This is a genomic window from Rhodanobacter ginsengisoli (assembly GCF_042657065.1).
GTDB classification, from domain to species: Bacteria; Pseudomonadota; Gammaproteobacteria; order Xanthomonadales; family Rhodanobacteraceae; genus Rhodanobacter; species Rhodanobacter ginsengisoli.
Map to the genome: position 1 here is coordinate 1543217 of NZ_JBHSNF010000001.1, position 26904 is coordinate 1570120.

General features: G+C 65.7%; 22 protein-coding genes. 12 read left to right on the plus strand and 10 right to left on the minus strand.

Going from position 1 to position 26904, the window contains the following annotated elements:
• Window positions 1–80 precede the first annotated feature (80 nt).
• The 7 genes from rpsO to gyrA all read left to right on the plus strand — a co-directional run bounded on the left by rpsO (window position 81) and on the right by gyrA (window position 9136).
• Window positions 81–350: a 30S ribosomal protein S15 gene (gene rpsO, locus ACFPPA_RS07075; protein WP_008435593.1), complete on the plus strand. Its 270-nt coding sequence runs from the start codon at window positions 81–83 to the stop codon at window positions 348–350.
• 25 nt (window positions 351–375) lie between these two features.
• Window positions 376–2490 (plus strand): polyribonucleotide nucleotidyltransferase, encoded by a 2115-nt coding sequence (pnp, locus tag ACFPPA_RS07080; RefSeq protein WP_377318640.1) that lies wholly within the window; start codon window positions 376–378, stop codon window positions 2488–2490.
• Window positions 2491–2581: 91 nt separating this feature from the next.
• On the plus strand, window positions 2582–3808 hold the full coding sequence (locus ACFPPA_RS07085) for a poly(R)-hydroxyalkanoic acid synthase subunit PhaE (RefSeq protein ID WP_377318642.1): 1227 nt from the start codon (window positions 2582–2584) through the stop codon (window positions 3806–3808).
• A 13-nt stretch (window positions 3809–3821) separates the two neighbouring features.
• Window positions 3822–4889, plus strand: a complete 1068-nt coding sequence (locus ACFPPA_RS07090; protein ID WP_377318644.1) for a class III poly(R)-hydroxyalkanoic acid synthase subunit PhaC — start codon at window positions 3822–3824, stop codon at window positions 4887–4889.
• A 63-nt stretch (window positions 4890–4952) separates the two neighbouring features.
• A complete protein-coding gene (gene mtnA / locus ACFPPA_RS07095) occupies window positions 4953–5972 on the plus strand; it encodes an S-methyl-5-thioribose-1-phosphate isomerase (RefSeq protein ID WP_377318646.1) in 1020 nt (339 codons plus the stop codon).
• On the plus strand, window positions 5966–6379 hold the full coding sequence (locus ACFPPA_RS07100) for a GtrA family protein (protein WP_377318648.1): 414 nt from the start codon (window positions 5966–5968) through the stop codon (window positions 6377–6379). Before mtnA ends, ACFPPA_RS07100 begins: the two co-directional genes overlap by 7 nt.
• Before the next feature lie 138 nt (window positions 6380–6517).
• Window positions 6518–9136, plus strand: a complete 2619-nt coding sequence (gene gyrA, locus ACFPPA_RS07105) for a DNA gyrase subunit A (protein WP_377318650.1) — start codon at window positions 6518–6520, stop codon at window positions 9134–9136.
• 73 nt (window positions 9137–9209) lie between these two features.
• Here the strand turns inward: gyrA and ACFPPA_RS07110 are convergent, their stop codons facing one another.
• On the minus strand, window positions 9210–9692 hold the full coding sequence (locus ACFPPA_RS07110; protein WP_377318652.1) for a peroxiredoxin: 483 nt from the start codon (window positions 9690–9692) through the stop codon (window positions 9210–9212).
• Window positions 9693–9831: 139 nt separating this feature from the next.
• Between ACFPPA_RS07110 and ACFPPA_RS07115 the strand changes: the two genes are divergently transcribed.
• On the plus strand, window positions 9832–10284 hold the full coding sequence (locus tag ACFPPA_RS07115) for an Hsp20/alpha crystallin family protein (protein ID WP_377318654.1): 453 nt from the start codon (window positions 9832–9834) through the stop codon (window positions 10282–10284).
• Window positions 10285–10378: 94 nt separating this feature from the next.
• Complete coding sequence (locus ACFPPA_RS07120; RefSeq protein WP_377318656.1) at window positions 10379–11281, plus strand: DnaJ C-terminal domain-containing protein; 903 nt, start codon at window positions 10379–10381, stop codon at window positions 11279–11281.
• A 68-nt stretch (window positions 11282–11349) separates the two neighbouring features.
• Here ACFPPA_RS07120 and ACFPPA_RS07125 read toward each other — a convergent pair whose 3' ends face one another.
• The 9 genes from ACFPPA_RS07125 to ACFPPA_RS07165 all read right to left on the minus strand — a co-directional run bounded on the left by ACFPPA_RS07125 (window position 11350) and on the right by ACFPPA_RS07165 (window position 22460).
• Complete coding sequence (locus ACFPPA_RS07125; protein ID WP_377318658.1) at window positions 11350–11715, minus strand: response regulator; 366 nt, start codon at window positions 11713–11715, stop codon at window positions 11350–11352.
• A gap of 69 nt (window positions 11716–11784) precedes the next feature.
• Window positions 11785–12792 carry an acrylyl-CoA reductase family protein gene (locus tag ACFPPA_RS07130; RefSeq protein WP_377318660.1) on the minus strand — a complete coding sequence of 336 codons (1008 nt, stop codon included), beginning with the start codon at window positions 12790–12792 and terminating at the stop codon, window positions 11785–11787.
• Window positions 12793–12835: 43 nt separating this feature from the next.
• The gene (locus ACFPPA_RS07135; RefSeq protein ID WP_377318662.1) at window positions 12836–13432 is read right to left on the minus strand and encodes an LOG family protein; all 597 of its coding nucleotides are present in this window, start codon (window positions 13430–13432) and stop codon (window positions 12836–12838) included.
• 146 nt (window positions 13433–13578) lie between these two features.
• Window positions 13579–15003 carry a dihydrolipoyl dehydrogenase gene (gene lpdA, locus ACFPPA_RS07140; protein ID WP_377318664.1) on the minus strand — a complete coding sequence of 475 codons (1425 nt, stop codon included), beginning with the start codon at window positions 15001–15003 and terminating at the stop codon, window positions 13579–13581.
• 145 nt (window positions 15004–15148) lie between these two features.
• Window positions 15149–16360 (minus strand): 2-oxoglutarate dehydrogenase complex dihydrolipoyllysine-residue succinyltransferase, encoded by a 1212-nt coding sequence (gene odhB / locus ACFPPA_RS07145; RefSeq protein ID WP_377318666.1) that lies wholly within the window; start codon window positions 16358–16360, stop codon window positions 15149–15151.
• Window positions 16361–16378: 18 nt separating this feature from the next.
• Window positions 16379–19219, minus strand: a complete 2841-nt coding sequence (locus ACFPPA_RS07150; RefSeq protein WP_377318668.1) for a 2-oxoglutarate dehydrogenase E1 component — start codon at window positions 19217–19219, stop codon at window positions 16379–16381.
• Between the two features lie 314 nt (window positions 19220–19533).
• Entirely contained in the window at window positions 19534–20487 is a 954-nt protein-coding gene (locus tag ACFPPA_RS07155; protein ID WP_377318670.1) for a GNAT family N-acetyltransferase, read from the minus strand.
• Complete coding sequence (locus tag ACFPPA_RS07160; protein ID WP_377318672.1) at window positions 20484–21680, minus strand: JmjC domain-containing protein; 1197 nt, start codon at window positions 21678–21680, stop codon at window positions 20484–20486. Before ACFPPA_RS07160 ends, ACFPPA_RS07155 begins: the two co-directional genes overlap by 4 nt.
• 39 nt (window positions 21681–21719) lie before the next feature.
• Window positions 21720–22460 (minus strand): sulfite exporter TauE/SafE family protein, encoded by a 741-nt coding sequence (locus tag ACFPPA_RS07165; RefSeq protein ID WP_377318675.1) that lies wholly within the window; start codon window positions 22458–22460, stop codon window positions 21720–21722.
• 166 nt (window positions 22461–22626) lie between these two features.
• Here ACFPPA_RS07165 and ACFPPA_RS07170 point away from each other — a divergent pair, with 166 nt between their 5' ends.
• From ACFPPA_RS07170 to ACFPPA_RS07180, 3 genes are read left to right on the plus strand one after another with little or no spacing between them, the layout of a single operon-like run.
• Entirely contained in the window at window positions 22627–24462 is a 1836-nt protein-coding gene (locus ACFPPA_RS07170; protein ID WP_377318677.1) for an assimilatory sulfite reductase (NADPH) flavoprotein subunit, read from the plus strand.
• A gap of 12 nt (window positions 24463–24474) precedes the next feature.
• Entirely contained in the window at window positions 24475–26160 is a 1686-nt protein-coding gene (cysI, locus tag ACFPPA_RS07175; RefSeq protein WP_377318679.1) for an assimilatory sulfite reductase (NADPH) hemoprotein subunit, read from the plus strand.
• Complete coding sequence (locus tag ACFPPA_RS07180; protein ID WP_377318682.1) at window positions 26157–26879, plus strand: phosphoadenylyl-sulfate reductase; 723 nt, start codon at window positions 26157–26159, stop codon at window positions 26877–26879. The genes cysI and ACFPPA_RS07180 overlap by 4 nt, the downstream gene beginning before the upstream one ends.
• The last annotated feature ends 25 nt before the right edge of the window (window positions 26880–26904 follow it).

Here is a 26904-nt window from a genome sequence, read left to right on the forward strand (position 1 = left end):
TCTAGGCGAAGCTTGCGCTTGCGTCATCGCGATGATGCAAGCGCAAGCTTCGCATCGCCTTTCCAAGGAAACGTATACCCATGTCTCTTACCGCAGAACAAACCGGCAAGATCATTGCTGATTTCGGCCGCGTGCCGAACGATACCGGTTCAACCGAAGTCCAGGTGGCCCTGCTGTCCGCCCGCATCGACCATCTCACCGGCCATTTCAAGGACCACAAGCAGGATCATCATTCCCGTCGCGGTCTGCTGAAGCTGGTCAACCAGCGCAAGCGCCTGCTCAGCTATCTGAAGGATCGCGACCTCGCGCGCTATCAGACCCTGATCGAACGCCTCGGCCTGCGCCGTTAATTCACCGGACGAGGAGAACAACCCAGTGGCAAAAGTAACCAAGTCATTCCAGTACGGTAGTCACGAAGTCACACTGGAGACGGGCGAAATTGCCCGCCAGGCGTCCGGTGCGGTCATGGCCAGCATGGGCGGTACCGTGGTGCTGGTCACCGCGGTGGCCGCAACCAAGCAGAAGGAAGGTCAGGATTTCTTCCCGCTCACCGTCGACTACGTGGAAAAGTTCTACTCCGCCGGCCGCATCCCGGGCGGGTTCTTCAAGCGTGAAGGCCGTCCGACCGAGAAGGAGACGCTGACCTCGCGCCTGATCGATCGCCCGGTGCGTCCGCTGTTCCCGGAAGACTTCAAGAACGAAGTGCAGGTGATCGCCCAGGTCGTTTCGCTGAATCCCGAAGTGGACGGCGACATCGTGGCGCTGCTCGGTGCCTCCGCTGCCTTGAGCCTGGCCGGTATCCCGTTCAAGGGCCCGATCGGCGCGGCGCGCGTCGGTTATGCCAATGGCCAGTACCTGCTGAACCCGTCGGCCACCGAGCTGAAGACCTCGGAGCTGGATCTGGTCGTCGCCGGTACCGCCGGCGCCGTGCTGATGGTGGAATCCGAAGCGAAGCTGCTGTCCGAGGACGTGATGCTCGGCGCGGTGATGTTCGGCCACCAGCAGATGCAGACCGCGATCCGCGCGATCGCCGAGCTGGCTGCCGAAGCCGCCCGGCCGTCGTGGGACTGGCAGGCACCGGCGCGCAACGAGTCGCTGGTGGCCGCGATCAAGGGCGCCGTCGGCAACAAGCTGGAAGAAGCCTTCCAGGTGCGCGACAAGCTGCAGCGCCGCGATGCGATTTCCGCGATCAAGGCCGACGTGCTGGCTGAGCTGAAGGCGCAGGCCGAAGCGAACGCCTGGTCGTCCGCCGAGATGTCGAAGGAATTCGGCGAGCTCGAATATCACACCATGCGCGACAGCGTGCTGAAGACCAAGGTGCGTATCGACGGTCGCCAGCTGGACGACGTGCGCGCGATCACCGCACGAGTCGGTGTGCTTCCGCGCACCCATGGCTCGGCGCTGTTCACCCGCGGTGAGACGCAGGCGCTGGTCGTCATCACGCTGGGCACCACGCGTGACGCGCAGATCATCGACGCGCCGGGCGGCGAGTCGAAGGATCCGTTCCTGTTCCATTACAACTTTCCTCCGTTCTCGGTGGGCGAGGCAGGTCGCTTCGGCGCGCCGAAGCGTCGCGAGATCGGCCATGGCCGTCTCGCCAAGCGCGGTGTGCAGGCCGTCAAGCCGACGATCGAGGAATTCCCGTACGTGGTGCGCGTGGTTTCTGAAATCACTGAATCCAACGGTTCCTCGTCGATGGCCTCGGTGTGCGGTTCCTCGCTGGCGATGATGGATGCCGGCGTGCCGCTGAAGGCGCCGGTGGCCGGTATCGCGATGGGCCTGGTCAAGGAAGGCGGCGACTTCGTGGTGCTGTCCGACATCCTGGGCGACGAGGATCACCTCGGCGACATGGATTTCAAGGTGGCCGGCAGTGCCGATGGCATCTCCGCGCTGCAGATGGACATCAAGATCGACGGCATCACCGAGGAGATCATGAAGGTGGCGCTGGAGCAGGCCAAGCGTGGTCGTCTGCATATCCTCGGCGAGATGGCCAAGGCGCTGACCACCGCCCGCACGGAAATGAGCGAGTACGCGCCGCGCCTGATCACCATCAAGATTCACCCGGACAAGATCCGCGAAGTGATCGGCAAGGGTGGCGCGACCATCCGTTCGATCACCGAGGAGACCGGCACCACGATCGACATCAGCGACGACGGCACGATCATCGTCGGCTCGGTCAATCGCGAGGCAGGCGAAGCGGCCCGCAAGCGCATCGAGCAGATCGTTTCCGACGTCGAGCCGGGGCGCATCTACGAGGGCAAGGTCGCCAAGCTGATGGATTTCGGCGCGTTCGTGACGATCATGCCGGGCAAGGATGGTCTGGTGCACGTGTCGCAGATCTCCGACGAGCGGGTCGAGAAGGTTTCCGACAAGCTCAAGGAAGGCGACATCGTCAAGGTCAAGGTGCTCGAGGTCGACAAGCAGGGCCGTATTCGCCTGTCGATGAAGGCCGTGACCGAGGAAGAGCGCGCCAACGGCGCCACTGCCTGATCTTCAGGTCATTGTGATTCCACAAGGCCCGGCACATGCCGGGCCTTGTGCATTCCGGCCCGGCGATTTTGTGCAACAGGGTTTTGCTAGGATGCAGGGAACCCAGGACGAGGATGCAGCGATGGCCGACCCGGCAAATGATTTCATCAGGGACTATCAGGCCCTGGCGCAACAGTCGTGGGATGCCTGGACGCGCCAGTTGCAGCAGCAACAGCCGCCGCCATCGATGGCCAATCCATTTTTCGCGCCGCCGCCGGCGCCGGCCGCCGGCAACGACACGCTGGAGCGCACTCTGTCCGGCCTGAAAGGATATTTCGACTGGATGCAGGCCGCCGCGGCTGGCGGGATGCCCGGCCAGTCCGGTGACTGGCGCCAGCAACTGCAGCAGATGTTCGGTGGCGCCAGCCAGCCGTTTGCCCAGGCATTCGGCGGCATCGACAGCGCCGGTGCGGAAGGCTTCGCGCGGCAGTGGCAGTCCTGGATGCAGGCGGCGCAGCACGGTGGTTTCGGCGAGATGCCCGGAGCATCGCAGGGACCCACCCCGGCCTTCGGGCTCAATCGCGAACAGCAGATGCAACAGCAGGAAATGGCCGCGGCCGTGATGGAATCGTTGCAGGCCTCGGGGCGTTATCAGGCGTTGATCCAGCGCGCCAACGCGCAAGGCATGGAGCGACTGCAGGACAAGCTGGCCCAGCATGCCGAACCCGGTCGCCAGATCGATTCGCTGAAGGCGCTATACGACCTGTGGGTGGATGCGGCGGAGGAGGCCTACGCCGAAATTGCCTTGTCCGACGAGTTCCGCGAGGTCTATGGCGACATGGTCAACAGGCAGATGCGCGTACGCCAGTTGCAGCAGCAGCAGACCGAGCAGATCTGCCAGCAACTGGGGGTGCCGACCCGCGCTGAAGTATCCAGTCTGGGTGAGCGACTGCAGGCGTTGCGTCGGGAATTTCGCGCCGGCCGGGCCGCATCGTCCGAAAGTCATGCCGACGAGGTCGTGGCGATGCGACGTGAACTGGCCGCATTGAAACGCCAGCTGGCCGCCGGCCCGGCGGCGACGTCGGCAGTGAAGAAGACCGCTTCCGCCAGGCCGTCGCGTTCGCCGGTGAAGAAGTCCGCCGCCGGGAAGGTTGCGACCAGGGCGGTGCGCAAGACACCCGGAGCGAAGAAAGCGGCTCCCGCAAAACCATCGCGTGCGCCAGCGAAGAAGTCCGCCGCAGGAAAGGTTGCGACCGGCGTGGCGCGCAAGACGGCGGCCAGCAAGACCAAGCCAGGCCCGGCATCCAAGTCACGCCCCAGCCCGCGCAAGCGCAAGTAAGGAGACCTGATCCATGTACACGCCATTGCGCATCGACCCGGCCAAGGCCCTGGGCGATATCGCCGCCTTCCAGCGCAAACTTGCCGCTGGCATGGGCCATCTGCGCAGCATGCGCGAGCCGGAATACGCGAATACGCCACGCGAACTGGTCTACAGCGAGGACAAGCTGAAGGTGTGGCATTTCACCGGTCACGGCAAGCCGACCTCGAAGACCCCGTTGCTGATCGTGTACGCGCTGGTCAACACGGTCTGGATGACCGATCTGCAGGCCGATCGGTCGATGGTGCGCAACCTGCTGGAACAGGGCGAGGACGTCTACCTGATCGACTGGGGCTATCCGGACGGTGCCGATCGCTGGCTGACCCTGGACGATTACATCAATGGCTATCTCGACCGTTGTGTCGACGTGGTGCGCCAGCGGCATGAGCTGGACGCGATCAGCCTGCTCGGGATCTGCCAGGGCGGCACGTTCTCGCTGTGCTATGCCGCACTGCATCCGGACAAGGTGAAGAACCTGATCACCATGGTCACGCCGGTGGATTTCCAGACACCGGACAACATGCTGTCGCACTGGTGCCGCAACCTCGATGTGGATCAGTTCGTCGACACGATGGGCAACATCCCCGCCGGGCTGATGAACTATGTCTACCTGACCCTGAAACCGGTGCGGCTGAACCAGCAGAAATACATCGGCATGGTCGATATCCTCGACAACCCGGCGGAGCTGGAGAACTTCCTGCGGATGGAACGCTGGATCTTCGATTCGCCGGATCAGGCCGGCGAGGCATTTCGGCAATTCATCAAGGATTTCTACCAGGGCAACAAGCTGCTCAAGGGCACGCTGGAAATCGGTGGCAAGCCGGTGGATCTGGGCATGGTGACCCAGCCGGTGCTGAACATCTTCGCCGAGCAGGATCACCTGGTGCCGCCGGATGCCTCACGTGCGCTGGGCAAGCACGTGGGCACGAGCGATTACACCCCGCTGGCGTTCAAGGGTGGCCATATCGGCATCTATGTGTCCGGTCGCGCACAACGCGAAGTGCCGCCGGCGATCCATCAGTGGCTGCGCCAGCGCGCCTGAATCCGCTCGGGTGCGTGCTCGTCTGCCGTGTGCAATCCACGCACGGCAGGCGATAATGTGCGGATGACCCATTCCTCCGAAGCCCACGATTCCATCCGCGCCGTGCAGTGGCAGGGCAACCATCTGCGGCTGCTCGATCAGCGCCGGCTACCCGGTGAGGAAAGCTGGATCGATTGCCGCGATGCCGCGCAGGTCACCCAGGCGATTCGCGATCTTGCCGTCCGCGGCGCGCCGGCCATCGGCATCGCTGCGGCCTGGGGCGTGGTGATGGCGGCGCAGCAGGCTGCTGCATTCGAACCGGCCCTTGCCATGCTGCGCGCGGCGCGCCCCACCGCGGTGAACCTGATGTGGGCGCTGGACCGGATGAACCGGCGCATCGCCGCAGGTGCGGATGCCGCGGCGCTGGAACGCGAGGCGCAGGCGATCCAGGACGAGGATTTGGCGGCCAATCGCCACATGGGCGAACTGGGCGCCTCGCTGATCGCCCCCGGCTCGGGCGTGCTGACCCACTGCAATACCGGTTCGCTGGCGACCGCCGGCTATGGCACCGCGCTCGGGGTGATCCGTGCCGGCGTGGCGGCAGGTCGGATTGCCCGGGTCTACGCCGGCGAAACCCGGCCGTGGCAGCAGGGCGCGCGGCTGACCATGTGGGAGCTGGTACGCGACGGCATTCCGGCGCAGCTGATTGCCGACTCGGCCGCCGCCCATCTGATGAAATCCGGTGCAGTGCAATGGGTGATCGTGGGTGCCGACCGGATTGCCGCCAATGGCGACACGGCGAACAAGATCGGCACCTACCAGCTGGCGATCGCGGCGAAGTACCACGGGGTGAAATTCATGGTCGTGGCGCCGTCATCCACCATCGACATGGCGACCGGGGATGGCGAGGCGATCGAGATCGAATTCCGCGACCCGGCTGAACTGCTCGCTACCGCCGGAGTGCGTACCGTGGTCGAGGGCGCAAAGGCGTGGAACCCGGTGTTCGACGTGGCGCCGGCGGAATTGATCGACGCGATCGTCACCGAACGCGGGGTGATCGAGCGGCCGAACAGCATCGCGATGCAGGCGATGTTCGGATGCTGAAGATTTCGCGCGAAATCGCCCTGTTCGCAGTGGGCGGCGTGCTCGGCCTGCTGGTCGATGCCACGATCGTGCAGGCCCTGGTGGGCATGGCCGGCTGGAATCCGTACCTTGCCCGCGTGCTCTCGTTCCTGGTCGCCGCAACGGTGACCTGGTGGTGGAACCGCAGCTATACCTTTTCCGATCGCCGCAGCGATCGTGCGGCGCATGCGGAATGGCTGCACTGGCTGGGACTGATGGGCGTCGGTGCGCTGGTCAATTACGGGGTTTACGCGTTGCTCCTGCTGCGCTTTCCATGGTTGCATCGCTGGCCGGCACTGGCCGCCGCGGCCGGGTCGGCGGTGGCGGCACTGGTCAATTTTTCGACAGCCCGCGGGATGCTTTTCAAGCGCCCCAAGGTGTCGTCATAAGCTCTTGATTTCAAAGAGCTAAATCCTGTCATTTTGACGGGCTACGTGGTACACTCCTCAGGTTGATTTCGGGTCGCTTGCGCATGCGCTTGAGGCGCGTCGCCAGCGCCCTTTTTTCGTCCACAGGGAAGCCGATCAATGGCAGAACTCGCCAAAGAAATCATTCGCGTCAACATCGAAGACGAGATGCGTCAGAGCTATCTCGATTACGCCATGAGCGTGATCGTGGGCCGCGCCCTCCCGGATGTCCGCGATGGCCTGAAACCCGTGCATCGCCGCGTCTTGTTCGCGATGAACGAACTGGGCAATGTCTGGAACAAGCCGTACAAGAAATCGGCCCGCGTGGTCGGTGACGTCATCGGTAAATACCATCCGCATGGCGATCAGTCGGTATACGACGCGATCGTGCGCATGGCGCAGCCGTTCTCGCTGCGCTACATGCTGGTCGATGGCCAGGGCAACTTCGGCTCGGTCGACGGTGACAACGCCGCCGCGATGCGATACACCGAAGTGCGCATGTCGCGGCTCACCCATGAGCTGCTGGCCGACATCGACAAGGACACGGTCGATTTCGGATTCAACTACGACGAGAGCGAGCGCGAGCCGCTGGTGCTGCCGTCGCGGGTGCCGAACCTGCTGATCAACGGTTCGGCCGGTATCGCGGTGGGCATGGCCACCAACATCCCGCCGCACAACCTCAACGAGGTGATCGCGGCGACGATCGCGTTGATCGACGAGCCGACGCTCGGCATCGAAGAGCTGATGCAGTACATCCCGGGGCCGGATTTCCCCACCTACGGCATCATCAACGGTTCGTCCGGCATCATCGAGGCGTATCGCACCGGTCGCGGGCGCATCCTGGTGCGCGCCAGGGCCGAGGTGGAAACCGAGGCGAACGGTCGTGAGACGATCATCGTCCATGAGCTGCCGTACCAGGTGAACAAGGCGCGGCTGATCGAGAAGATCGCCGAGCTGGTGAAGGAAAAGAAGCTCGAGGGCATCAGCGAGCTGCGCGACGAATCCGACAAGGACGGCATGCGCATCGTGATCGAGATCCGTCGCGATTCGATGGGCGACGTGGTGCTGAACAACCTGTTCCAGCAGACCCAGTTGCAGGTCACCTTCGGCATCAACATGGTTGCCTTGCTGGACGGCCAGCCGCGTCTGCTGAACCTCAAGGACATCCTCGAGGCGTTCATCCGGCATCGCCGCGAAGTGGTCACCCGCCGCACCATCTTCGAGTTGCGCAAGGCACGTGCCCGCGCGCACATCCTCGAAGGCCTGACCGTCGCGCTGGCCAACATCGACGAGATGATCGAGCTGATCAAGACGTCCGCCTCGCCGGCCGAGGCGCGCGAGCGCATGGTCTCGCGGCGCTGGGAAGCCGGTCTGGTGCGTGCCTTGCTCTCGGCCACGGGCGCCGAGTCGTCGCGTCCGGAAGAGATGGATCCGCGCGATGGCCTGAAGGACGACGGCTACCAGCTGTCCGAGGCGCAGGCGTTGGAAATCCTGGCGATGCGTCTGCATCGCCTGACCGGGCTGGAGCAGGAAAAGCTCTCCGACGAATACCGCCAGATCCTGGAGACCATTCGCGGCCTGATCGAGATCCTGGAGAACCCCGGGCGCCTGCTCGAGGTGATCCGCGGCGAACTGGATGCGGTCAAGGCCGAATTCGGCGATGCCCGCCGTACCGAGATCCAGCATTCGCAGGAAGACCTCAACGTACTCGACCTGATCGCGCCGGAAGACATGGTGGTCACCCTGTCGCACACCGGCTACGTCAAGCGCCAGCCGGCCAGCACCTACCGTTCGCAGCGTCGTGGCGGCAAGGGCCGTTCGGCCTCGGCGTTGAAGGACGAAGACGTCGTCGAGCAGTTGTGGGTGGTCAATACCCACGACACGTTGCTGACCTTCACCAGCACCGGCCGCGTCTACTGGCTCAAGGTCTACCAGATTCCCGAGGCGGGCCCGGGCGCGCGCGGCAAGCCGATCATCAACCTGCTGCCGCTGGGCGAGGGCGAGAAGGTGCAGGCGGTGTTGCCGATCCGCGAATATGGCGAAGATCGTTTCGTGTTCTTCGCGACCCGACAGGGTACGGTGAAGAAGACCCCGCTGACCGAATTCGCGTTCCAGCTGCAGAAGGGCAAGCTCGCGATCAGGCTCAACGATGACGATGCGCTGGTCAATGTCGAGCTCACCGACGGCAACAGCGACATCCTGTTGTTCGCCTCCAACGGCAAGGTCAATCGTTTCGACGAGAACACCGTGCGTTCGATGGGCCGTACCGCGGCCGGCGTGCGTGGCATGCGACTGGCCAAGGATGCGCACGTGGTCTCGCTGATCGTGGCCGCCGAGGGCGACATCCTCACCGCCACCGAGCGGGGTTACGGCAAGCGTTCCGAGCTGGGCGAGTTCACCAAGAAGGGCCGTGGTACCCAGGGCGTGATCGGCATCCAGTGTTCCGAGCGCAACGGCGCGCTGGTCGGTGCGGTGCAGGTCACCGAGGCGCACGAGCTGATGCTGATTTCGAACCAGGGCACGCTGGTGCGTACCCGCGTGGCGGAAGTCTCCCAGCTCGGCCGCAACACCCAGGGCGTCACCCTGATCCGCCTGCCCGCCGACGAAACGCTGGTCAGCGTGATGCGGCTGGATGCGGAAGAGGACAACGGCGACGATATCGAAGGCGAGGTCGTCGATGCGCCTGCTCCCGCGGGCGATGATGCCGCTGCCGAGGAGCAGACCACTGGCGAAGAGTAAGTCCGGGTCGTGACCTGAACGAGAAAAACCCCGGTCATGCCGGGGTTTTTCTTTGCCGGTTTCCCGCGCGGCTTCAGCCGTCGATGGCCGCCAGCATCGCCTCGGCGGTGGAGACGCGCAGCTCGCCCGGCGCCTCGACCTGCAACAACCGCACCACGCCATCTTCGGCATACAGCGCAAAGCGGCGCGCCCGCAAACCCATGCCGAACGCGGTGCCGTCCAGTTCCAGGCCGAGCGCGCGGGTAAAGCTGGCATTGCCGTCGGCCAGCATCAGCAGGCCGGCGGGCACCTGCTGCGCGGCAGCCCAGGCCTGCATCACGTAGGCGTCGTTGACGGCCAGGCACATCACGCTGATACCGCGCGCCTGGAACTCGGGAAAGTGCGCTACGTAACCGGGCAGGTGCTTGTTCGAGCAGGTCGGCGTGAACGCGCCGGGGACCCCGAACAGAAGGACCTTGCGCCCCGCGAACAGGGCGCCGGTCTGGTGCGATCGGGTCTCCCGGTCGATGACCTGGATGGCGATGTCGGGGAGGGTTTCACCAGGCTGGATGCTCATGCCGATCTCGGTTGGGGATGGGGATATCCGGGCATGCTAATTCGCCCGACCATACGCTGTCGCCTTGAATCGACCGGAGGAGCACATATTTTCCCGTGCAGGCGGTGGTGGCACCGCAATCAAACGAGGAGACAGCGAGATGAATCTGAGCCGTCATTCCATCTGGAACCCGGACCATGGTCTGCCCGAGGATTTCCGGCGGGCCTTCAGCCGCTTTTTCGTCCCGGACGAGAGCGACCAGTCGACTGTGGAAACCAGTCAGTGGGCGCCGCGGGTGGATATCCGCGAGGAGGACAAGCGCTTCGTGATCCTGGTCGATGTGCCTGGCGTGGACCCCGCCTCGATCGAGGTGAGCATGGACAAGAGCATTCTCACCATCAAGGGCGAGCGCAAGGTCGACAATGACGAAAACAGCGGCAAGCTGACCCGCCAGGAGCGGGTCTACGGAGTTTTCCATCGCCGCTTCGCGTTGCCGGAGAGCGCCGATGCCGATGGCATCAGCGCCCACGGCAGGCACGGTGTGCTTGAGATTTCGATTCCCAAGAAGCCGGAAACGACGCCGCGGAGGATTACCATCAATACCGCCGGGTAATCGCTACGCTGTATCAATGCGCGGTCCGCAGTGGATAATGACCCGCTGCGGACCGCAGCCTTGTGCTGTGCGATGCCAGTGATCGGGAGCTTGCGTGGAATTCAAAGATTATTACGAAATCCTGGGTGTCAAGCCGGATGCCAGCGAGGCCGAGATCAAGGCGGCCTATCGCAAGCTGGCGCGGAAATTCCACCCGGACAAGAACAAGGAGGCTGGCGCCGAAGAGAAATTCAAGGCCGTCAACGAGGCCAATGAAGTGCTCAAGGATGCCGAGAAGCGGCGTTCCTACGATCAGCTGCGTTCCGGTGGCTACCGACAGGGTGAGCAGTTCCGGCCACCGCCGGGCTGGCAGGGACACAGTCAGGGCTTCGGCGATGCCGGGGAAGGTGATTTCAGCGACTTCTTCGAGAGCCTGTTCGGTCGCGGTGGCGCGGCCGGCCATCATCGCGGCCAGCCGCGGCCGCGCCGTGGCCAGGATGTGCAGGCGTCGGTGCAGATCGACCTGCAGACGGCTTTCAACGGGGGCCGCACGCGATTGGCGATGCATGATCCCTCCGGTGGCGAGCGCGTGCTGGAGGTGAAGATTCCTGCCGGCATCCAGCCGGGGCAGGTGATTCGCCTGTCCGGGCAGGGGCAGGGCGGCATGGCCGGCGGGCCGAACGGCGACCTGCTGCTGGAGGTGGGGGTACGCGACGATGCGCGCTTCCGCCTGGACGGGCGCAACGTGGTGCATGTGTTGCCGATCACCCCGTGGGAGGCTGCACTGGGCGCCACGGTGCCGGTGCCGACGTTGGCGGGCACCGTCGATCTGCGCATTCCGCCCGGTTCACAGTCGGGGCGCAAGCTGCGTCTGAAGGGACGCGGCATGCCGGGCGCGCATCCGGGAGATCAGCTGGTGGAGCTGTCGATCCGCGCCCCGGTGGCGGATACCGATGCGCAGCGTGCCTCTTATGCCGCGCTGCACGAGCAATTCAAGGACTACAACCCGCGCGCTTGATCGGGAGATCCACACGCAGAAACGGCGCCGAAGGGCGCCGTTTCTGCGTGTCCGGCAGCCGTGGCTGCTCAGTGAGGCAGGAACTCATTCAGCGCCTTGACCAGTTCCTCTTCCTTGATCGGTTTGGTCACATAGGCCTTGGCGCCCTGGCGCATGCCCCAGACCTTGTCGGTCTCCTGATCCTTGGTGGTCACCAGAATGATCGGGATATGGGCGGTATCGGCATTCTTGCTGATCGTGCGGGTGGCCTGGAACCCGTTGAGGTTGGGCATCACCACGTCCATCAGGATCAGGTCGGGCTTTTCCTGCTTGGCTACCTCGACACCGGCGGCACCGTCTTCGGCAGAGAGCGTCTCATGCCCGAGTTTTTCGACGATTCGCTTGATGCCCAGCAATTGCGACGGCGAGTCGTCGACGATCAGGATGCGTGCCATAAGGTAAAGGTTCCCTGCGAGTTGTGCTGATTCTAAGCCGTGACGATGGTACTTCCAAGCACGCTTTCGTCAAACCGTGTGGTCGATGCGTACCAGGGTGCGCCCGAACGAGTCGCCGGCGAGCATGCGCTCGAATATTCCGGGCAGTTCGTCGAGGCCGATTTCGCGGGTGGCGATCCGATCCAGGTGCCGCGGTTTCCAGTCGCTGGCAAGGTGCCGCCAGATGTCGTCGCGAATGTCGCGGGCGGTGCCGGCCGAGGCGATCCCCAGCAGGCTCGCACCGCGAATGATGAATGGCATCACCGTGCCGGCGAATTCGACCCCACCGGCATTGCCGCAGATCGCCACGTTGCCGTAGGGACTGATCAGCGGCAGCAGGCCACTCAACATGCTGCCGCCGACATTGTCCAGCGCGCCGCCGAAACGGGCGGAGTCGATCGGCTTGCCGCTGAAGGCCAGTCGATGGCGATCGACGCATTCGGTGGCGCCCAGGTCGCGCAGGAAATCGAAGTGTCCGGCCTTGCCGCTGATCGCGTGCACCTGGTAACCGGCGCGGCTGAAGATGTCGATCGCCAGCATGCCCACGCCGCCGCTGGCGCCGGTCACGGCGATCGGTCCCTGTGCCGGCGTCTGCCGGTTGTCCTGCATGCGCAGCAGCGCCAGCGCGGCGGTGAACCCCGCCGTGCCGATGATCATGCTCTCGCGCAGGCTCAGGCCCGAGGGCAGCGGAATGGTCCACGCCGCCGGCAGGCGGATGATCTGCGCATAGCCGCCGTCGCGGGTTTCCGACAGGCCGCTTCCCGTGCACAGCACCGCGTCGCCTTCCCTGAATGCGGGATCGGTGGAGGCCATCACGTGACCGGCCACGTCGATGCCGCCGTTGAGCGGGTAGCTGCGCAGGATCCGGCCCTTGCCGGTGCCAGCCAGTGCGTCCTTGTAGTTGACCGACGAGTAGGCGACCCGCACCAGCAGCTCCCCCGCGGACAACATGTCGGTGGTCATGGTCTCGATGCCGGCGCGGTAGCCGGCGTCGTCGTTGTGGATGCGAAAGGCGCGAAAGTTGGTGGAAGCGGTCATGGCGACTCCTTCTGGAATGGGGGCCGGCGGGCGGTCGGGCGCATCAACTCTTCACGCTGCTGTCGTCGATCCACTTGGGCATGTAGCTGCCCTCGAAACGCTCCATCCAGTCGAACAGCCGGGTCATGTCCTTGCCAAACCATATGCTGTCGCGCTGGCCCGGTTTGACGAAGCCCTCGCCGACCATGTGATCCATCATCGCGCCGAGTGAGCTGTAGTAGCCCCGCACGTCGAGAAACGCGCAGGGGTAGCGATGCAGGCCCAGCTGTGCCCAGGTCAGCATCTCGAACATCTCGTCCATCGTGCCGAAGCCGCCGGGCAGGGCGACGAAGGCGTCGGACAGCTCATACATGCGCGTCTTGCGCTGATGCATGGTCTCCACCACCTGCAGCTCGCTGAGGCCCGGATGGGCCACTTCGAGCTCCACCAGCTGGCGCGGAATCACCCCGATCACCCTGCCACCGCCCGCCAGTACCGCATCGGCCACGGTGCCCATCAGGCCGACCTTGCCGCCGCCGTAGACCAGCGCGAGGCCACGTCGGGCCATCTCGGTGCCGAACGCGCGTGCCTGCTCGGCGTATTCGGGATGCTTGCCGCTGCTGGAGCCGCAGTAGACGCACAGGGCGGTGGGTTTGGGCATGGGGCACCTGGGTTGAGAGTTGAGAGGAGTCAGAAACGAGAGAGAGGCTGATCACTCCTGTTCTCATTTCTCTTCACTCATTTCCAAAAAAGAGCGGCCCGCCCATGTTGCCACGAGCGGGCCGTGACCGAGCGCTGCAACGAGCCTCAGTTGCCCTTGTGGATCGCTCGCTTGTCGACCGCCAGGGCGGCTTCGTGGACGGCCTCGGACAGGGTCGGATGCGCATGGACGATACGTGCCATGTCCTCGGCCGAGCCCTTGAACTCCATCGCCACGACGCACTCGGCGATCAGCTCGGACACACCCGGGCCGACCATGTGCACGCCGAGGATGCGGTCGGTTTCGGCGTGGGCGATCATCTTGACCTGGCCGATGGCTTCGTTCATCGCCACGGCGCGACCGATCGCGGCGAACGGGAAGGAACCGACCTTGTACGGCACGCCTTCTTCCTTCAGCTGTGCCTCGGTCTTGCCGGCCCAGGCGATTTCCGGTTCGGTGTAGATCACCCACGGAATGGTGTCGTAGTTGACGTGACCGGCCTTGCCGGCGATCCACTCGGCGACCGCCATGCCTTCCTCGAAGCCCTTGTGCGCCAGCATCGGCCCGCGCACCGCGTCGCCGACCGCCCACACCCCGTCGACGCCGGTGTGGCAATGCTCGTCGACCACGATGCGCCCGCGCTCGTCGAGCTTGACGCCCACGTCGTCGGCCAGCAGGCCGTCGGTGTAGGCACGACGGCCCACGGCCACCAGCAGCTTGTCGACGATGAGCTTCTGCTCGCCATCCTTGTCGGCGTAGGTCAGGTGCACGCCGTCCTTCTTCACTTCAGCCTTGCTGAGCTTGGCATTGAGCTTGATGTCCAGGCCCTGCTTCTTGAACTCGCGCTGGGCCACCTTGGCGATATCCGCATCGGCGGTACCGAGGAAATCGGGCAGCGCTTCGATGATGGTGACTTTCGCGCCGAGCCGGTTCCACACGCTGCCCAGCTCGAGGCCGATCACGCCGGCACCGATCACGCCCAGGCGCTTGGGCACGTCCGCGATGTCCAGCGCGCCGGCGTTGTCGATGATGTGCTTGCCGTCGAACCTGGCAAACGGCAGCTCGATCGGCACCGAGCCGGAGGCAAGGACCACGTTGGTGGCGCTGATGGTCTGCTTGCTGCCGTCGTTGCCGGTGATCTCGACCTGGTTGCCTTTCAGCAGCTTGCCCTTGCCGAAGAAGCTGACGATCTTGTTGACCTTGAACAGCTGGTCGACACCGCCGGTGAACTGCTTGACGATCTTGTCCTTGCGCCCGATGAAGGTCGCCATGTCGACCTTGGCGTTCTCCACCGAGATGCCGTGAGCGGGCAGGTTGTGCGACAGGTTGAAGAACTGCTTGGACGAATCGAGCAGCGCCTTGGATGGAATGCAGCCCACGTTGAGGCAGGTGCCGCCCAGGGCCGCCTTGCCGTCCTTGCCGACGAAGGCGTCGATCACGGCGGTCTTCAGGCCCAGCTGCGCGGCGCGGATGGCGGCGTGATAGCCGGCCGGGCCGCCGCCGATGACGATGACATCGAATTTGTCGCTCATGTGCGTTCCTTGATACTGGCGAGCTGCGCTCGCAGATGCAGCAGATATGAGCCCTGGTGGCGCGAAAGCAACTCAAAAAGCGTTGCTTCAACAATCGTCCGGCACCAGAGCTCCGTTACCTATTTTTTGATCGCCGAGACGGCGATCAAAGACCCAGCAGCATGCGCTGCGGGTTCTCCAGCTGGTTCTTGATGTCGACCAGGAACAGCACCGCATCCTTGCCGTCGATGATGCGGTGGTCGTAGGACAGTGCGATGTACATCATCGGCGCGGCGATGACCTGGCCGTTCTCGACGATGGCGCGTTCCTTGATCGCGTGCATGCCCAGGATCGCGCTCTGCGGCGGGTTGACGATCGGCGTGGACAGCAGCGAGCCGAACGTGCCGCCGTTGGTGATGGTGAACGTGCCGCCCTGCAGGTCGTCCAGCGACAGCTTGTTCGCGCGCGCCTTGGTGGCGTAATCGGCGATGCCCTGCTCGACCTCGGCGAAGCTCATGTCCTGCACGTCACGCAGCACCGGCGTGACCAGGCCCTTGTCGGTGGAAACCGCGATCGAGATGTCCTGGTAGCCGTGATAGATCACGTCGTTGCCGTCGACCGAGGCGTTGACGAACGGATAGCGCTTGAGCGCCTCGGCGGCCGCCTTGACGAAGAAGCTCATGAAGCCGAGCTTGATGCCGTGTTCCTTCTGGAACGCGTCACCGAGCGCCTTGCGCATCTTCACCACCTCGGCCAGGTTCACCTCGTTGAACGAGGTCAGCATCGCGATCGAGTTCTTCGACTGCATCAGGCGTTCGGCAATGCGCGCGCGCATGCGCGTCATCGGCACGCGCTCTTCCGGACGCGCGCCCGGTGTCGGCTTCGCTACCGGCGCCGCGGCCGCCGGAGCGCCGCCACTCTTGCCGTAATTGACCAGGTCTTCCTTGGTCACCCGGCCGTCGCGACCGGTGCCGGCAACCTTGGAGGCATCGATCTTCTCTTCGGTGGCCACGCGCAGACCGGCGGGCGAGAGATCCTCGTTGCCCTTGCCGGCGGACTTCGGCGCGGCGGGGGCGGGTGCGGGTGCGGCAGCGGCCTTCGGTTCCTCCTTCGCCGCGGGCGCCGGCGCGGCAGCGGCTGCACCTTCCTCGATGATCGCGATGATCTGCTCGCTGTTCACCGTGTCGCCCACTTCATGCCGGATCTCCTTCAGCACGCCATCGACCGGCGACGGGACTTCCAGCACCACCTTGTCGGTTTCGAGGTCGACCAGGTTCTCGTCGCGCTTCACCGCGTCACCGGCTTTCTTGTGCCAGCTGGCGATGGTGGCGTCGGAGACGGACTCGGGCAGGACGGGGACTTTGAGTTCGATGGACATAGCGATCCTTGGGTGTCTTTATTCTGCAGAGTGGTCGGTGCCGACGGGCGCGGTCAGCGCCTGTTCGACGAGTGCCGCCTGTTCGGCGACATGGGTATTGAAATGGCCAGCCGCCGGTGCCGGCGAGCGCGCGCGCCCCGCGTACGAGAGGCTGTGCTTGCTGCCGATGCAGGCCTGCAGATGGTGGCGGATCTGGAACCAGGCGCCCTGGTTCATCGGTTCTTCCTGACACCAGATCACTTCCTTCGCGGCGGGATACCTGTCCAGCTCGGCCGTGACCTCGGGCCGCGGGAACGGATACAGCTGCTCGACGCGCACGATCGCCACATCCGTCAGCCCGCGCTTCTCGGCGTCCTCCAGCAGGTCGTAGTAGACCTTGCCGGAGCACAACACGATGCGTTTGACTTTCTTCGCTGCCAATTCGCGATGTTCGCCGATCACCAGCTGGAAACTGCCGTTGGCCAGCTCGTCCAGCGAGGACACCGCCAGCTTGTGCCGCAGCAGCGATTTCGGCGTCATCACGATCAGCGGCTTGCGCACGTTGCGCAGCATCTGCCGGCGGATCATGTGGAAATCCTGCGCCGGCGTGGTCGGCACGCAGACCTGCATGTTGTCGAACGCGCACAACTGCAGGAAGCGTTCCAGGCGCGCGGAGGAATGTTCCGGACCCTGGCCTTCGTAGCCATGCGGCAGCAGCAGCACCAAGCCGCACAGGCGGTTCCACTTCGCCTCGCCGGAGCTGATGAACTGGTCGATCACCACCTGCGCGCCGTTGGCGAAATCGCCGAACTGCCCTTCCCAGATATTGAGCGTGTCCGGGTCGGTGGTGGAGTAGCCGTACTCGAACGCCATCACCGCCTCTTCGCTCAGCAGCGAATCGATCACCTCGACATCGGCACCATCGCGCACGGTCGCCAGCGGCATCCAGGTGTGGCCGTCCTTCTGGTCGTGCAGCACCGCATGACGATGGAAGAACGTGCCGCGGCCGGAGTCCTGGCCGACCAGCCGCAGGTTGTGACCGCCATCGATCAGGGTGGCGTAGGCCAGGTTCTCGGCGAAGCCCCAGTCGGCCGACTGTTCACCGGCGGCCATCTTGCGACGGTCGTCATAGATCTTGGCCACGCGCGCCTGCAGCGTCATGTCGGCGGGCAGGGTGAGGATCTTGCCGGCCAGCGCCTGCAGTTTCTGCATGGGCACGCGGGTGTCGACCGGCATCGACAGCTTGCCGCCGAGGAAACGGGCCCAGTCGACATGGCCGTCGCGCGATGGCGAGGTGTCCAGTTCGGTCATCGGCGCGCCGGCTTCGAGACGATCGCGGTAAGCCTCGAACTGCTGCTGCGCCTCGCCTTCGGCCAGCACGCCTTCCTTCACCAGTTGTTGCTGATACAGGTCGCGGGTGGTCGGGCGCTTGCGGATGATCTTGTACATCACCGGCTGGGTGGCGGCCGGTTCGTCGGCCTCGTTGTGGCCATGGCGGCGATAGCAGACCAGGTCGATCACCACGTCGCGGCGAAACCGCTTGCGGAAGTCGTAGGCGAGCCGGGTCACTTCGATCACCGCCTCGGGGTCGTCGGCATTCACGTGCAGCACCGGCGCATTGACCATCTTGGCCAGGTCGGTGCAGTACATGGTCGAACGGGCGTCCTGCGGATTGGAGGTGGTGAAGCCGACCTGGTTGTTGATCACGATGTGCAGGCTGCCGCCGATCTTGAAGCCGCGGGCCTGCGACATGTTCAACAGTTCCATGTTGACGCCCTGACCGGCAAAGGCGGCGTCGCCATGGATCAGGACCGCCATCGACTGCTGGTGCATGGTGTCGTGACGGCGGGTCTGGCGGGCCTTCACCGAACCGGTGACCACCGGGTTGACGATCTCAAGATGCGACGGGTTGAACGCCAGCGCCACGTGCACGCTGCCCCTGGGCGTCTTGACGTCGGCGGAAAAGCCCATGTGGTACTTCACGTCACCCGAATGGGCCGGGTCGTCGGGATGCTCGAATTTGCCCTCGAACTCGTCGAACAGGGTCTTCGGCGGCTTGCCGAGAATGTTGACCAGCATGTTGAGGCGGCCGCGGTGGGCCATGCCGACCACGAGTTCCTTGATGCCGTTGTCGCCCGCGGCGCGCACCACGTCATCGATCATCGGGATCAGGCTGTCACCGCCCTCCAGCGAGAAGCGCTTCTGGCCCACGTACTTCGTGTGCAGGTAACGCTCCAGGCCCTCGGTGGCCGTGAGGCCGTCGAGCACCCGCTGCTTGCCGGCCTTGTCCAGGCTGCTGCGGCCGGCCTGCTGTTCGAGCCGGCTGTAGATCCAGTTGCGCTGTTCGTGGTTGCTGATGTGCATGAACTCGGCGCCGATCGTGCTGGCGTAGGTCTTCTGCAGACGGCCCAGCAGTTCGTGCAGCTTCATCCGCTGGCCGGTGCCGGCGTAGTTGCCGGTATCGAACTCGGTATCCAGGTCCGCATCGCTCAGGCCATGGAAGGCGAGGCCGAGATCCGGCGCCTGCATCTTTTCGGCGAGGCCCAGCGGATCGAGGTCGGCGGCCAGGTGGCCGCGCGAGCGATAGGCCGTCAGCAGGCGCAATACGCCAGCCTGCTTGCGCGCATGCTCGTCGCTCATCGGAACGGCAGCCGCACCGTTGTGACGTTGCTTCTGGGCAGCCTCGATACGTGCAATGGCCGCGAGGTGGGAGACATCTCCCGATTCGCGGCCATTGAAGGATTCGAAATAGCTGGCCCATTCTGCGGGAACCGCCGAGGGTTCGGCCAGCCAGGCGTCATAGAGGGATTCGACGTAGTCGGCGTTGCCGCCAGCGAGTTGGGAAGATTCGAAGAACTCGCGGATCAGGTTTGTACTCACGTCACCACCGGCAGGGAAGGGATGCTTGCAGTCATCTGTGCGACCAGGGAAATCGCGGTTTTCAGTCGGTTTTCAAGCCCGACTGACCGTTCTGACGGATGACTGGGGAGAATCCGGACAATTATACCCTTGGCCTGCCGCGACGCGGCAACCCACAAAGTGCGTGGAAGCGAGTGCTGGCGGCGATCCTGGCGGACGGCGCGGCGTCCCTCGGCATCGAACTCTGCTGTTTCATGGGGTTTGCCGTTGTCCCGGAGGGGTTCGACCCCGCGAACATCGGGCCAGCTGCTGTTCAGCCGGTCGGGCCATGCCGGTCAGATATTCAGCGTCTGCAGCACGCTGGCGCGTTCGGCGCGGTCCCACACCTCGTTGAAGTGCTGCTGCAGCGGCGCCTGGCTGGCGCGGTCGTCGCGCGCGGCACGACCCTGCGGGCGATCTGCCTCGGGGAGGAACAGATAGCCGCCGACGTCGTTGAGCAGGTAAGCCGAGACGTAGGCCAGGTCGGCCTCCTCCACCGGCACGCGGACCTGGATCGAGCTGGGCAGGCGCTGCGCCAGTGCGATCAATCGATGATCGTTGCGCAAGGCGCCGGCCGGATCGTGCAGCAGGATCCGGATCTGTGCACCGCGGCCGGAAATCGCGATGCGCCGCAGCTGATCCAGCTCTTCCGTGCTGGCGTAGCTGTCGTTGCCGAGGATGGGCTGGTAGATCGCCAGCCGGTGGCGGGCGTCCCCCAGCAACTGCAGGCGCGCCGCTGCGCTTTCGCTGCGCGTGCCGGTGGGCAGGGCGCCGATGTCATGCAGCGGCAGATCCTCCCTGTCGTCGCTGCGGGACAGGGCCAGCCGCATCGCCCGATGGGGCAGGCCGGCATCCTCGAATTCCTCGCCATGCGCCATGAAGCCTTCGCGCTCGTAGAAGCCGATCGCGCTGACCTGGGCGTCCAGCGTCACCTCGGGCCAGCCGGCGGCGCGCGCATGGGCGATCAACTCGCGCAGCAGCGCCAGTCCGACACCCTGGCCGCGCCACGTCTGCAGCACGGCCATGCGCCCGATCTTGTGTGCCGGACTGATCCGCCCGCAGCCGATCGGCTGGCCGGCATCGTCTCGCGCCAGGACATGCCGGCAGTCGCCGTCGAGGCCATCGCGCTCGCGCTCCTCGGGCACGCCCTGTTCCTGCACGAACACCGTCTGGCGCAACTCGAGCAGGGCGGCGCGCTGATCTTCGCGAGACCAGTCGACCAGCTCGACATGGAAGTTCTGCAGCTTCATCGGCGGCGACGGGATCTGCGCGGCAGCAGGTGGCCGTCATTGACCAGCGCCAGCAGCAAGCCCTGCTCGGTGCCGTCCAGTGGACGGTCGACGCTGAGTGCACGCTGCTCGCACAGTTGTTGCGCCAGGGCGGCGGTGGCCGGATAGGCCTGCCCGCTGACATACAAGGTGCAACCGGTTCTGCCGGTGGTCCACGCCAGCCGTGACCACGGATGGCGCAGCAACTGCGCGCCGGCAGCGAGCTGTTTGGCCAGTGCTGCGTCGGTCAGCGGCTTCTCAAGCGGCGCCGGCACCTGCGCGTTGCGGTAACGGGTGATGAAGCGCCCGAACCAGTCGCGCAACATGTCGTCGCCCAGCGCCGCGGCAAATGGCAGCGCCGCCCTCAGGCGATCGATCGCGGCGCGGTCGATCTCGCCGGTGGCCCTGGCCGGCTTCAGATCCGGATCGGCGTAGCGCAGTTCCTCCGGCAGGCGCTCGGCGATATGGTCGGCCAGGTCACCGGTCAATTCGGCCTGCGAAGGTGCGCGCATGCCGATCGAGAAGGTCATGCACGGTCCACCGAAGGCAACGCCGTCGTGCGGCACACCCGGCGGCAGGTACAGCATGTCACCCGGTTCCAGCAGCCACTCGTGGGTCGGCTCGAACTGCGCCAGCTGCTTCAGCTCGACATCGTGGCGAAATTCCTTCGGGGCCATCGGGTCGTCGCTGATCGCCCAGTGGCGCTGGCCCAGTCCCTGCAGCAGGAACACGTCGTACTGGTCGACATGGGCGCCGACGCCGCCGCCCGGCTCGGCATAGGAGACCATCACGTCGTCCATCCGCCAGCTCGGCAGGAAGCTGAAGTGCTGCAGCAGTCCGGCGACATCCGCATCCCATTTGTCCACGTCCTGCACCAGCAGGGTCCAGTGGCTGTCCGGCGTATTGGCGAAGTCGGCTTCGCTCAGCGGACCGGGATTGACCTGCCAGCGGTCGCGCTTTTCGTCATGCACGATCAGTCGCGCCAGCGCGGCGGGTTCGCAGGCCAGCCCGGCCAGGTCGTCCGGCTGCAGCGGCGGCTTGAAGTCGGCAAATGCGTTGCGGATCAGCAAGGGCCGCTTCTGCCAGTAGTCGCGCAGGAACCGGGCCGGGCTCATGCCCAGCGGGCGTGTGCTGCTGCCGCGGACTTCGATGGGGAGGTCTGTCGTGGTGGTCATCCGGCCATTGTAATGGTCGCGGACGGGAACCGGGCAGCCTCAGGCAAACAGGTGGAACGCATTGTTGGCGCCCAGCGCGAGCACCGCGATGCCGGCCAGCATGCTCGCCGCGCGGGCCGGGATGCGCCGGATGAACAGCGCACCGAACGGCGCGGCCAGGACGCCGCCGATGATCAGGCCGAGCACAGCCGGGGCGTGGCTGACCCCGATGGTGAGCAGGAAACTCACGCTGGCGGCGATACTCACCACGCATTTGGCCAGATGCACGCTGCCGATCACCGCTCGGGGCGGCAAGCCCCGAGCGAGCAGGATGGTGACGGTCAGCGCGCTCCAGCCACCGCCGCCGATCGCGTCGGCGAAGCCGGCGAGCAACCCCAGCGGTGCCGTGCCGCGTGGCACGTCGTCGCGCAGGCCGGATGGTCGGCTGCTCCGGAACAGCAGGAACACGCCCATGCCGAGCAGGTAGGGCGTCAGGATCATGCGCATCCAGGCCGCCGGCAGGTGGATCGCGACCAGGACCCCGAGCAGGGCGCCCAGCACGCCCGGGAAGACCAGGGCCAGGAACAGCGGGCGGCGCACGTTGCCGGCCAGCAGATGGCTGATGCCGGAGGCCCCGCAGGTGAACGTCTCGGCGTAGTGCACGCTGGCGCTGGCCGCCACCGGCGGCATGCCCAGGCCGATCAGCAGCCCGGCCGAGGTCACGCCGTAGGCCATGCCCAGCGCGCCGTCGACCAGCTGGGCGAGGGCGCCGACGGCAATGAAGACAAGCAGCTCGCTCACGTGGGCAGGTCGATCGGGCAGTCCGGGTGGCTGCAGTATCTGTCCGCGGCGACCGTGCGCAGAAATGAAGAGCGGGCATAACGACATGCCGACATATGTTTTCACGGACGAGTGGAGTTTTCATAGCATGGACGTCAAGAAGTAAAGACGTCCAAAAGGAACTGCCGTGAATGCCGCACTCAAACCGATTCCGCCATCCTCGACACTCGATGCGGAGAAACTGGCCCTGCTCAACCGGCTGACTGCCGGCCTGGCGCCGGCGGACCTGTACTGGATCGCGGCCTACAGCGCGGCACAGGCGGCCCGCCTGCCGGCACACGCGGGACTGGCCGTGGTAGGCGAGCCGGCGACCACCCCGGCGGTGGAGCCGGTCGAGCGATTGAGCATCGTCTACGGCAGCCAGACCGGCAACTCCCGCCGGGTCGCCGAGCAGCTGGCGGAGCGCGCGCAGGCGGCCGGATTGCCGGTGCGCCTGCTCAGGGCAGGCGCCTACCCGCTGCGCGAACTGGCGCAGGAGCGCTACCTGGTGGTGGTGATCAGCAGCCAGGGCGACGGCGACCCGCCGGACGACGCGATCGGCTTCTTCGAGTTCGTTGCCGGCAAGCGCGCGCCGAAGCTGCCGCAGCTGAAGTTCGCCGTGCTGGGGTTGGGCGACTCGAGCTATCCCAAATACTGCGCGGTGAGCCGCGAGCTGGATGCCCGGCTCACCGCCCTGGGCGGCACCCGTTTCGTCGAGCTGGGCGAGGCGGATGTGGATTTCGAGACGGTGGCCGCCACCTGGTCGGCGCGCACGCTGGAGACCGCGCGCGAGGCCTTGAGCGGGTCGGGCGCACCGGCGCGTCACGCCAGCCCGCTGCACGCGGTCGCTGCGCCGCCGCGTCCACTGCATGCGCGCGAGCGGCCGTTTGCGGCCGCCGTGCTGGAAAACCAGCGCATCGTGTCGCGCGACAGCGCGCGTGACCTGCGTCATGTCGAGCTGTCGCTGGAAGGCTCCGGCCTGCGCTACGAGGCCGGCGATGCGATCGGGGTCTGGCCGCGCAATCCGCCGCAGCTGGTGGAGCAGTGGCTGTCGGCGCTGAAACTCGATGGTGCGGCCGAGATCGAGCACGACGGCCGGCGGTTGCCGTTGGCACGCTGGCTCGGTCAGGAGCGTGAACTCACCCGGCTGAGCCGCCCGCTGGTGGCCGCCCAGGCCGCCGCCTCCGGATCCGGCGAGTTGCAGCGACTGCTGCAGCCGGAGCAGAGAGATGCGTTTGCGGCACTGCTGGCCGGCCACCAGCCGATCGATCTGCTGCGGCGGTTCCCGGTGGCGTGGGAGCCCGCGCAACTGCTGGCCGCACTGCGTCCGCTGACACCACGGTTGTACTCGATCGCCTCCAGCCCCGCGCTGGTCGGTCAGGACGAGGTGCACCTGACGGTCGCGGTGGTCGAGTACATCGCGCATGGGAGTGCCCATGTCGGTGCGGCATCGGCATTTCTGGCCGGCGCGGGCGACGATGTACGGGTACCGGTGTTCGTCGAGTCGAACGAGCGCTTCCGGCTGCCCGCCGATGGCAGCCGCGACGTGATCATGATCGGTCCGGGCACCGGCGTCGCGCCGTTCCGCGCGTTCGTGCAGGAACGCCAGGCGACCGGAGCGGGCGGGCGCAACTGGCTGTTCTTCGGCAACCGCCACTTCCAGCAGGATTTTCTGTATCAGGTCGAATGGCAGGAAGCGCTGCGCAGCGGTGCGCTGGATCGGCTCGATCTGGCCTTCTCGCGCGACTCCGCCAGCAAGGTCTACGTGCAGCAGCGCCTGCGCGAACAAGGGCGCGAGCTCTATGCGTGGCTGCGCGAAGGCGCGCATCTGTATGTCTGCGGCGACGCCACCCACATGGCGCGCGACGTGCACGAGGCGCTGGTCTACATCATCGCCAGCCACGGCGGGCTGTCCATCGAGGACGCCGACAGCTGGCTCGGCGAGCTGCTGCAACAGGGCCGTTATGCCCGCGACATCTACTGATCGGAACAGCCCATGTCCAGCTCATTCGAAACCATCAAGCAGCAAAGCCGCTACCTGCGGGGCGGCATCGCCGAGGGACTGGCCGATCCGGTCACCGGCGCGATCAGCGAGGACGACGGCAAGCTGATCAAGTTCCACGGCACCTACCAGCAGGATGACCGCGACATCCGCGACGAGCGGCGCCGGCAGAAGCTGGAGCCGGCCTATTCGTTCATGGTGCGCGCGCGGCTTGCCGGCGGCGTGATGACGCCGGCGCAATGGCTGGCGTTCGATGCGATCGCCAGCGACTACGCCAGCAGCGGACTGCGCATCACCACCCGGCAGACCTTCCAGTGGCACGGCGTGATCAAGCACAACCTGAAGCCGACCATCGCCGCGATCGACGCGGCGATGGCCAGCACCATTGCCGCCTGCGGCGACATCAACCGCAACGTGGTGTGCAACGCCAACCCGGTCGAGTCGGCGGCGCACGAGCTGGCGTACGCGTGGGCGGTGCGCCTGTCCGAGCACCTCAAGCCGCAGACCCGCGCGTACCACGAGATCTGGCTCGACGGCGAGAAGCTGGTGGGCGAGGAAGAGCATGAGCCGCTGTACGGGCCGACCTACCTGCCGCGCAAGTTCAAGATCGGGCTGGCGATCCCGCCGCTGAACGATGTCGATGTGTTTGCCCAGGACCTGGGCCTGATCGCGATCGTGGATCAGGGCGAGCTGCTGGGTTTCAACGTGGCGATCGGCGGTGGCATGGGCGCCAGCCATGGTGACCCGAGCACTTATCCGCGGCTTGGCGACGTGATCGGCTTCGTGCGGCCGGAACGGTTGCTGGCGCTGGCCGAGTCGGTCATCTCGGTGCAGCGTGACTGGGGCGATCGCCAGGAGCGCAAGCACGCGCGGCTGAAGTACACCATCGACACGCGTGGGCTGGAGGTGTTCAAGGCCGAGGTGGAACGTCGTCTCGGCGTTGCGCTGGCGCCCGCGCGCGCATTCCGCTTCGAGCACAACGGCGATCGCTACGGCTGGATCCAGGGCCACGCGGGCCGCTGGCACCTGACCTTGCAGGTCGAGTCCGGGCGCCTGCTCGATTGCCCCGGCCAGACCTGGCTCAGCGGCATGCGCGAGCTGGCGGGCGTGCATACCGGCGACATCCGGCTCACCTGCAACCAGAACCTGATCATCGCCAACGTGGCCGCGGTTGACCGCGCCGGCATCGACGCGATCGTGGCCCGCCACGGTCTGGACGGCTATCTGAAGCACAGCGCGATCCGCCAGCACGCGGTCGCCTGCGTGGCGCTGCCGACCTGCGCCCTGGCGATGGCCGAAAGCGAACGCTACCTGCCACAGATCCTGCCGAAGCTGGAAGCGTTGCTGGACAGCCATGGCCTGATCGATGCCCCGATCCTGCTGCGCCTGTCCGGCTGCCCGAACGGTTGCTCGCGGCCCTACCTGGGCGAGATCGCCCTGGTCGGCCGTGCCCCAGGTCGTTACGACCTGCGCCTGGCCGCCGATTTCAGCGGCCAGCGGCTGAACCAGGTCTACCGCGAGAACATCGACGAGGCCTCGATCCTCGAGGCGCTCGATCCGCTGTTCGCGCGTTACGCCGCGGAGCGCTCCGCAGGCGAGGGCTTCGGCGATTTCCTGCTGCGTGTGGGCATCCTCGCCGCGCCGCCTTCGCGGCGTATCGCCGCCACGGTGCTGGCATGAGCGACATCGTGTTCGACCAGGCTATCGTCGAGCCACAGGCACTGGCGGCACTGAATGCGTCGCTGGCGCCGCTCAGCGCCGAGCAGCGCGTCGCCTGGGCATTCGAGCACCTGCCCGGCGAGCACGTGCTGTCCTCCAGCTTCGGCGCGCAAGCGGCGGTGTCGTTGCATATGGTGACGCGGCAGCGGCCGGATATCCCCGTGGTGCTGATCGACACCGGTTACCTGTTCCCCGAGACCTACCGCTTCATCGACGAGCTGACCGCACGGCTGGCGCTCAACCTCAAGGTGTACCAGTCACCGCTCAGCCCCGCGCGGATGGAAGCGCGCCACGGGCGGCTGTGGGAGCAGGGCGTGACCGGCATCGATCGCTACAACCAGCTGCGCAAGGTCGAGCCGATGCAGCGCGCGCTGGCCGAGTTGAATGCGGCCAGCTGGATCGCCGGGCTGCGCCGGCAGCAGTCGCGCAGCCGCGCGGTGATCGACGTGCTCGAGCAGCGCAACGGCCGCTGGAAACTGCACCCGCTGGCCGACTGGAGCGATCGCGACATCGGTCACTACCTCACCCGCCACCGCCTGCCGTACCACCCGCTGTGGGCACAGGGCTACGTATCGATCGGCGACCGCCACACCAGCCATCGCTGGGAGCCCGGCATGGACGCCGAGGACACCCGCTTCTTCGGGCTCAAGCGCGAATGCGGGCTGCACGGCATCGCCTGAGCCGGCTCCGCTGCCACCTCGGGGC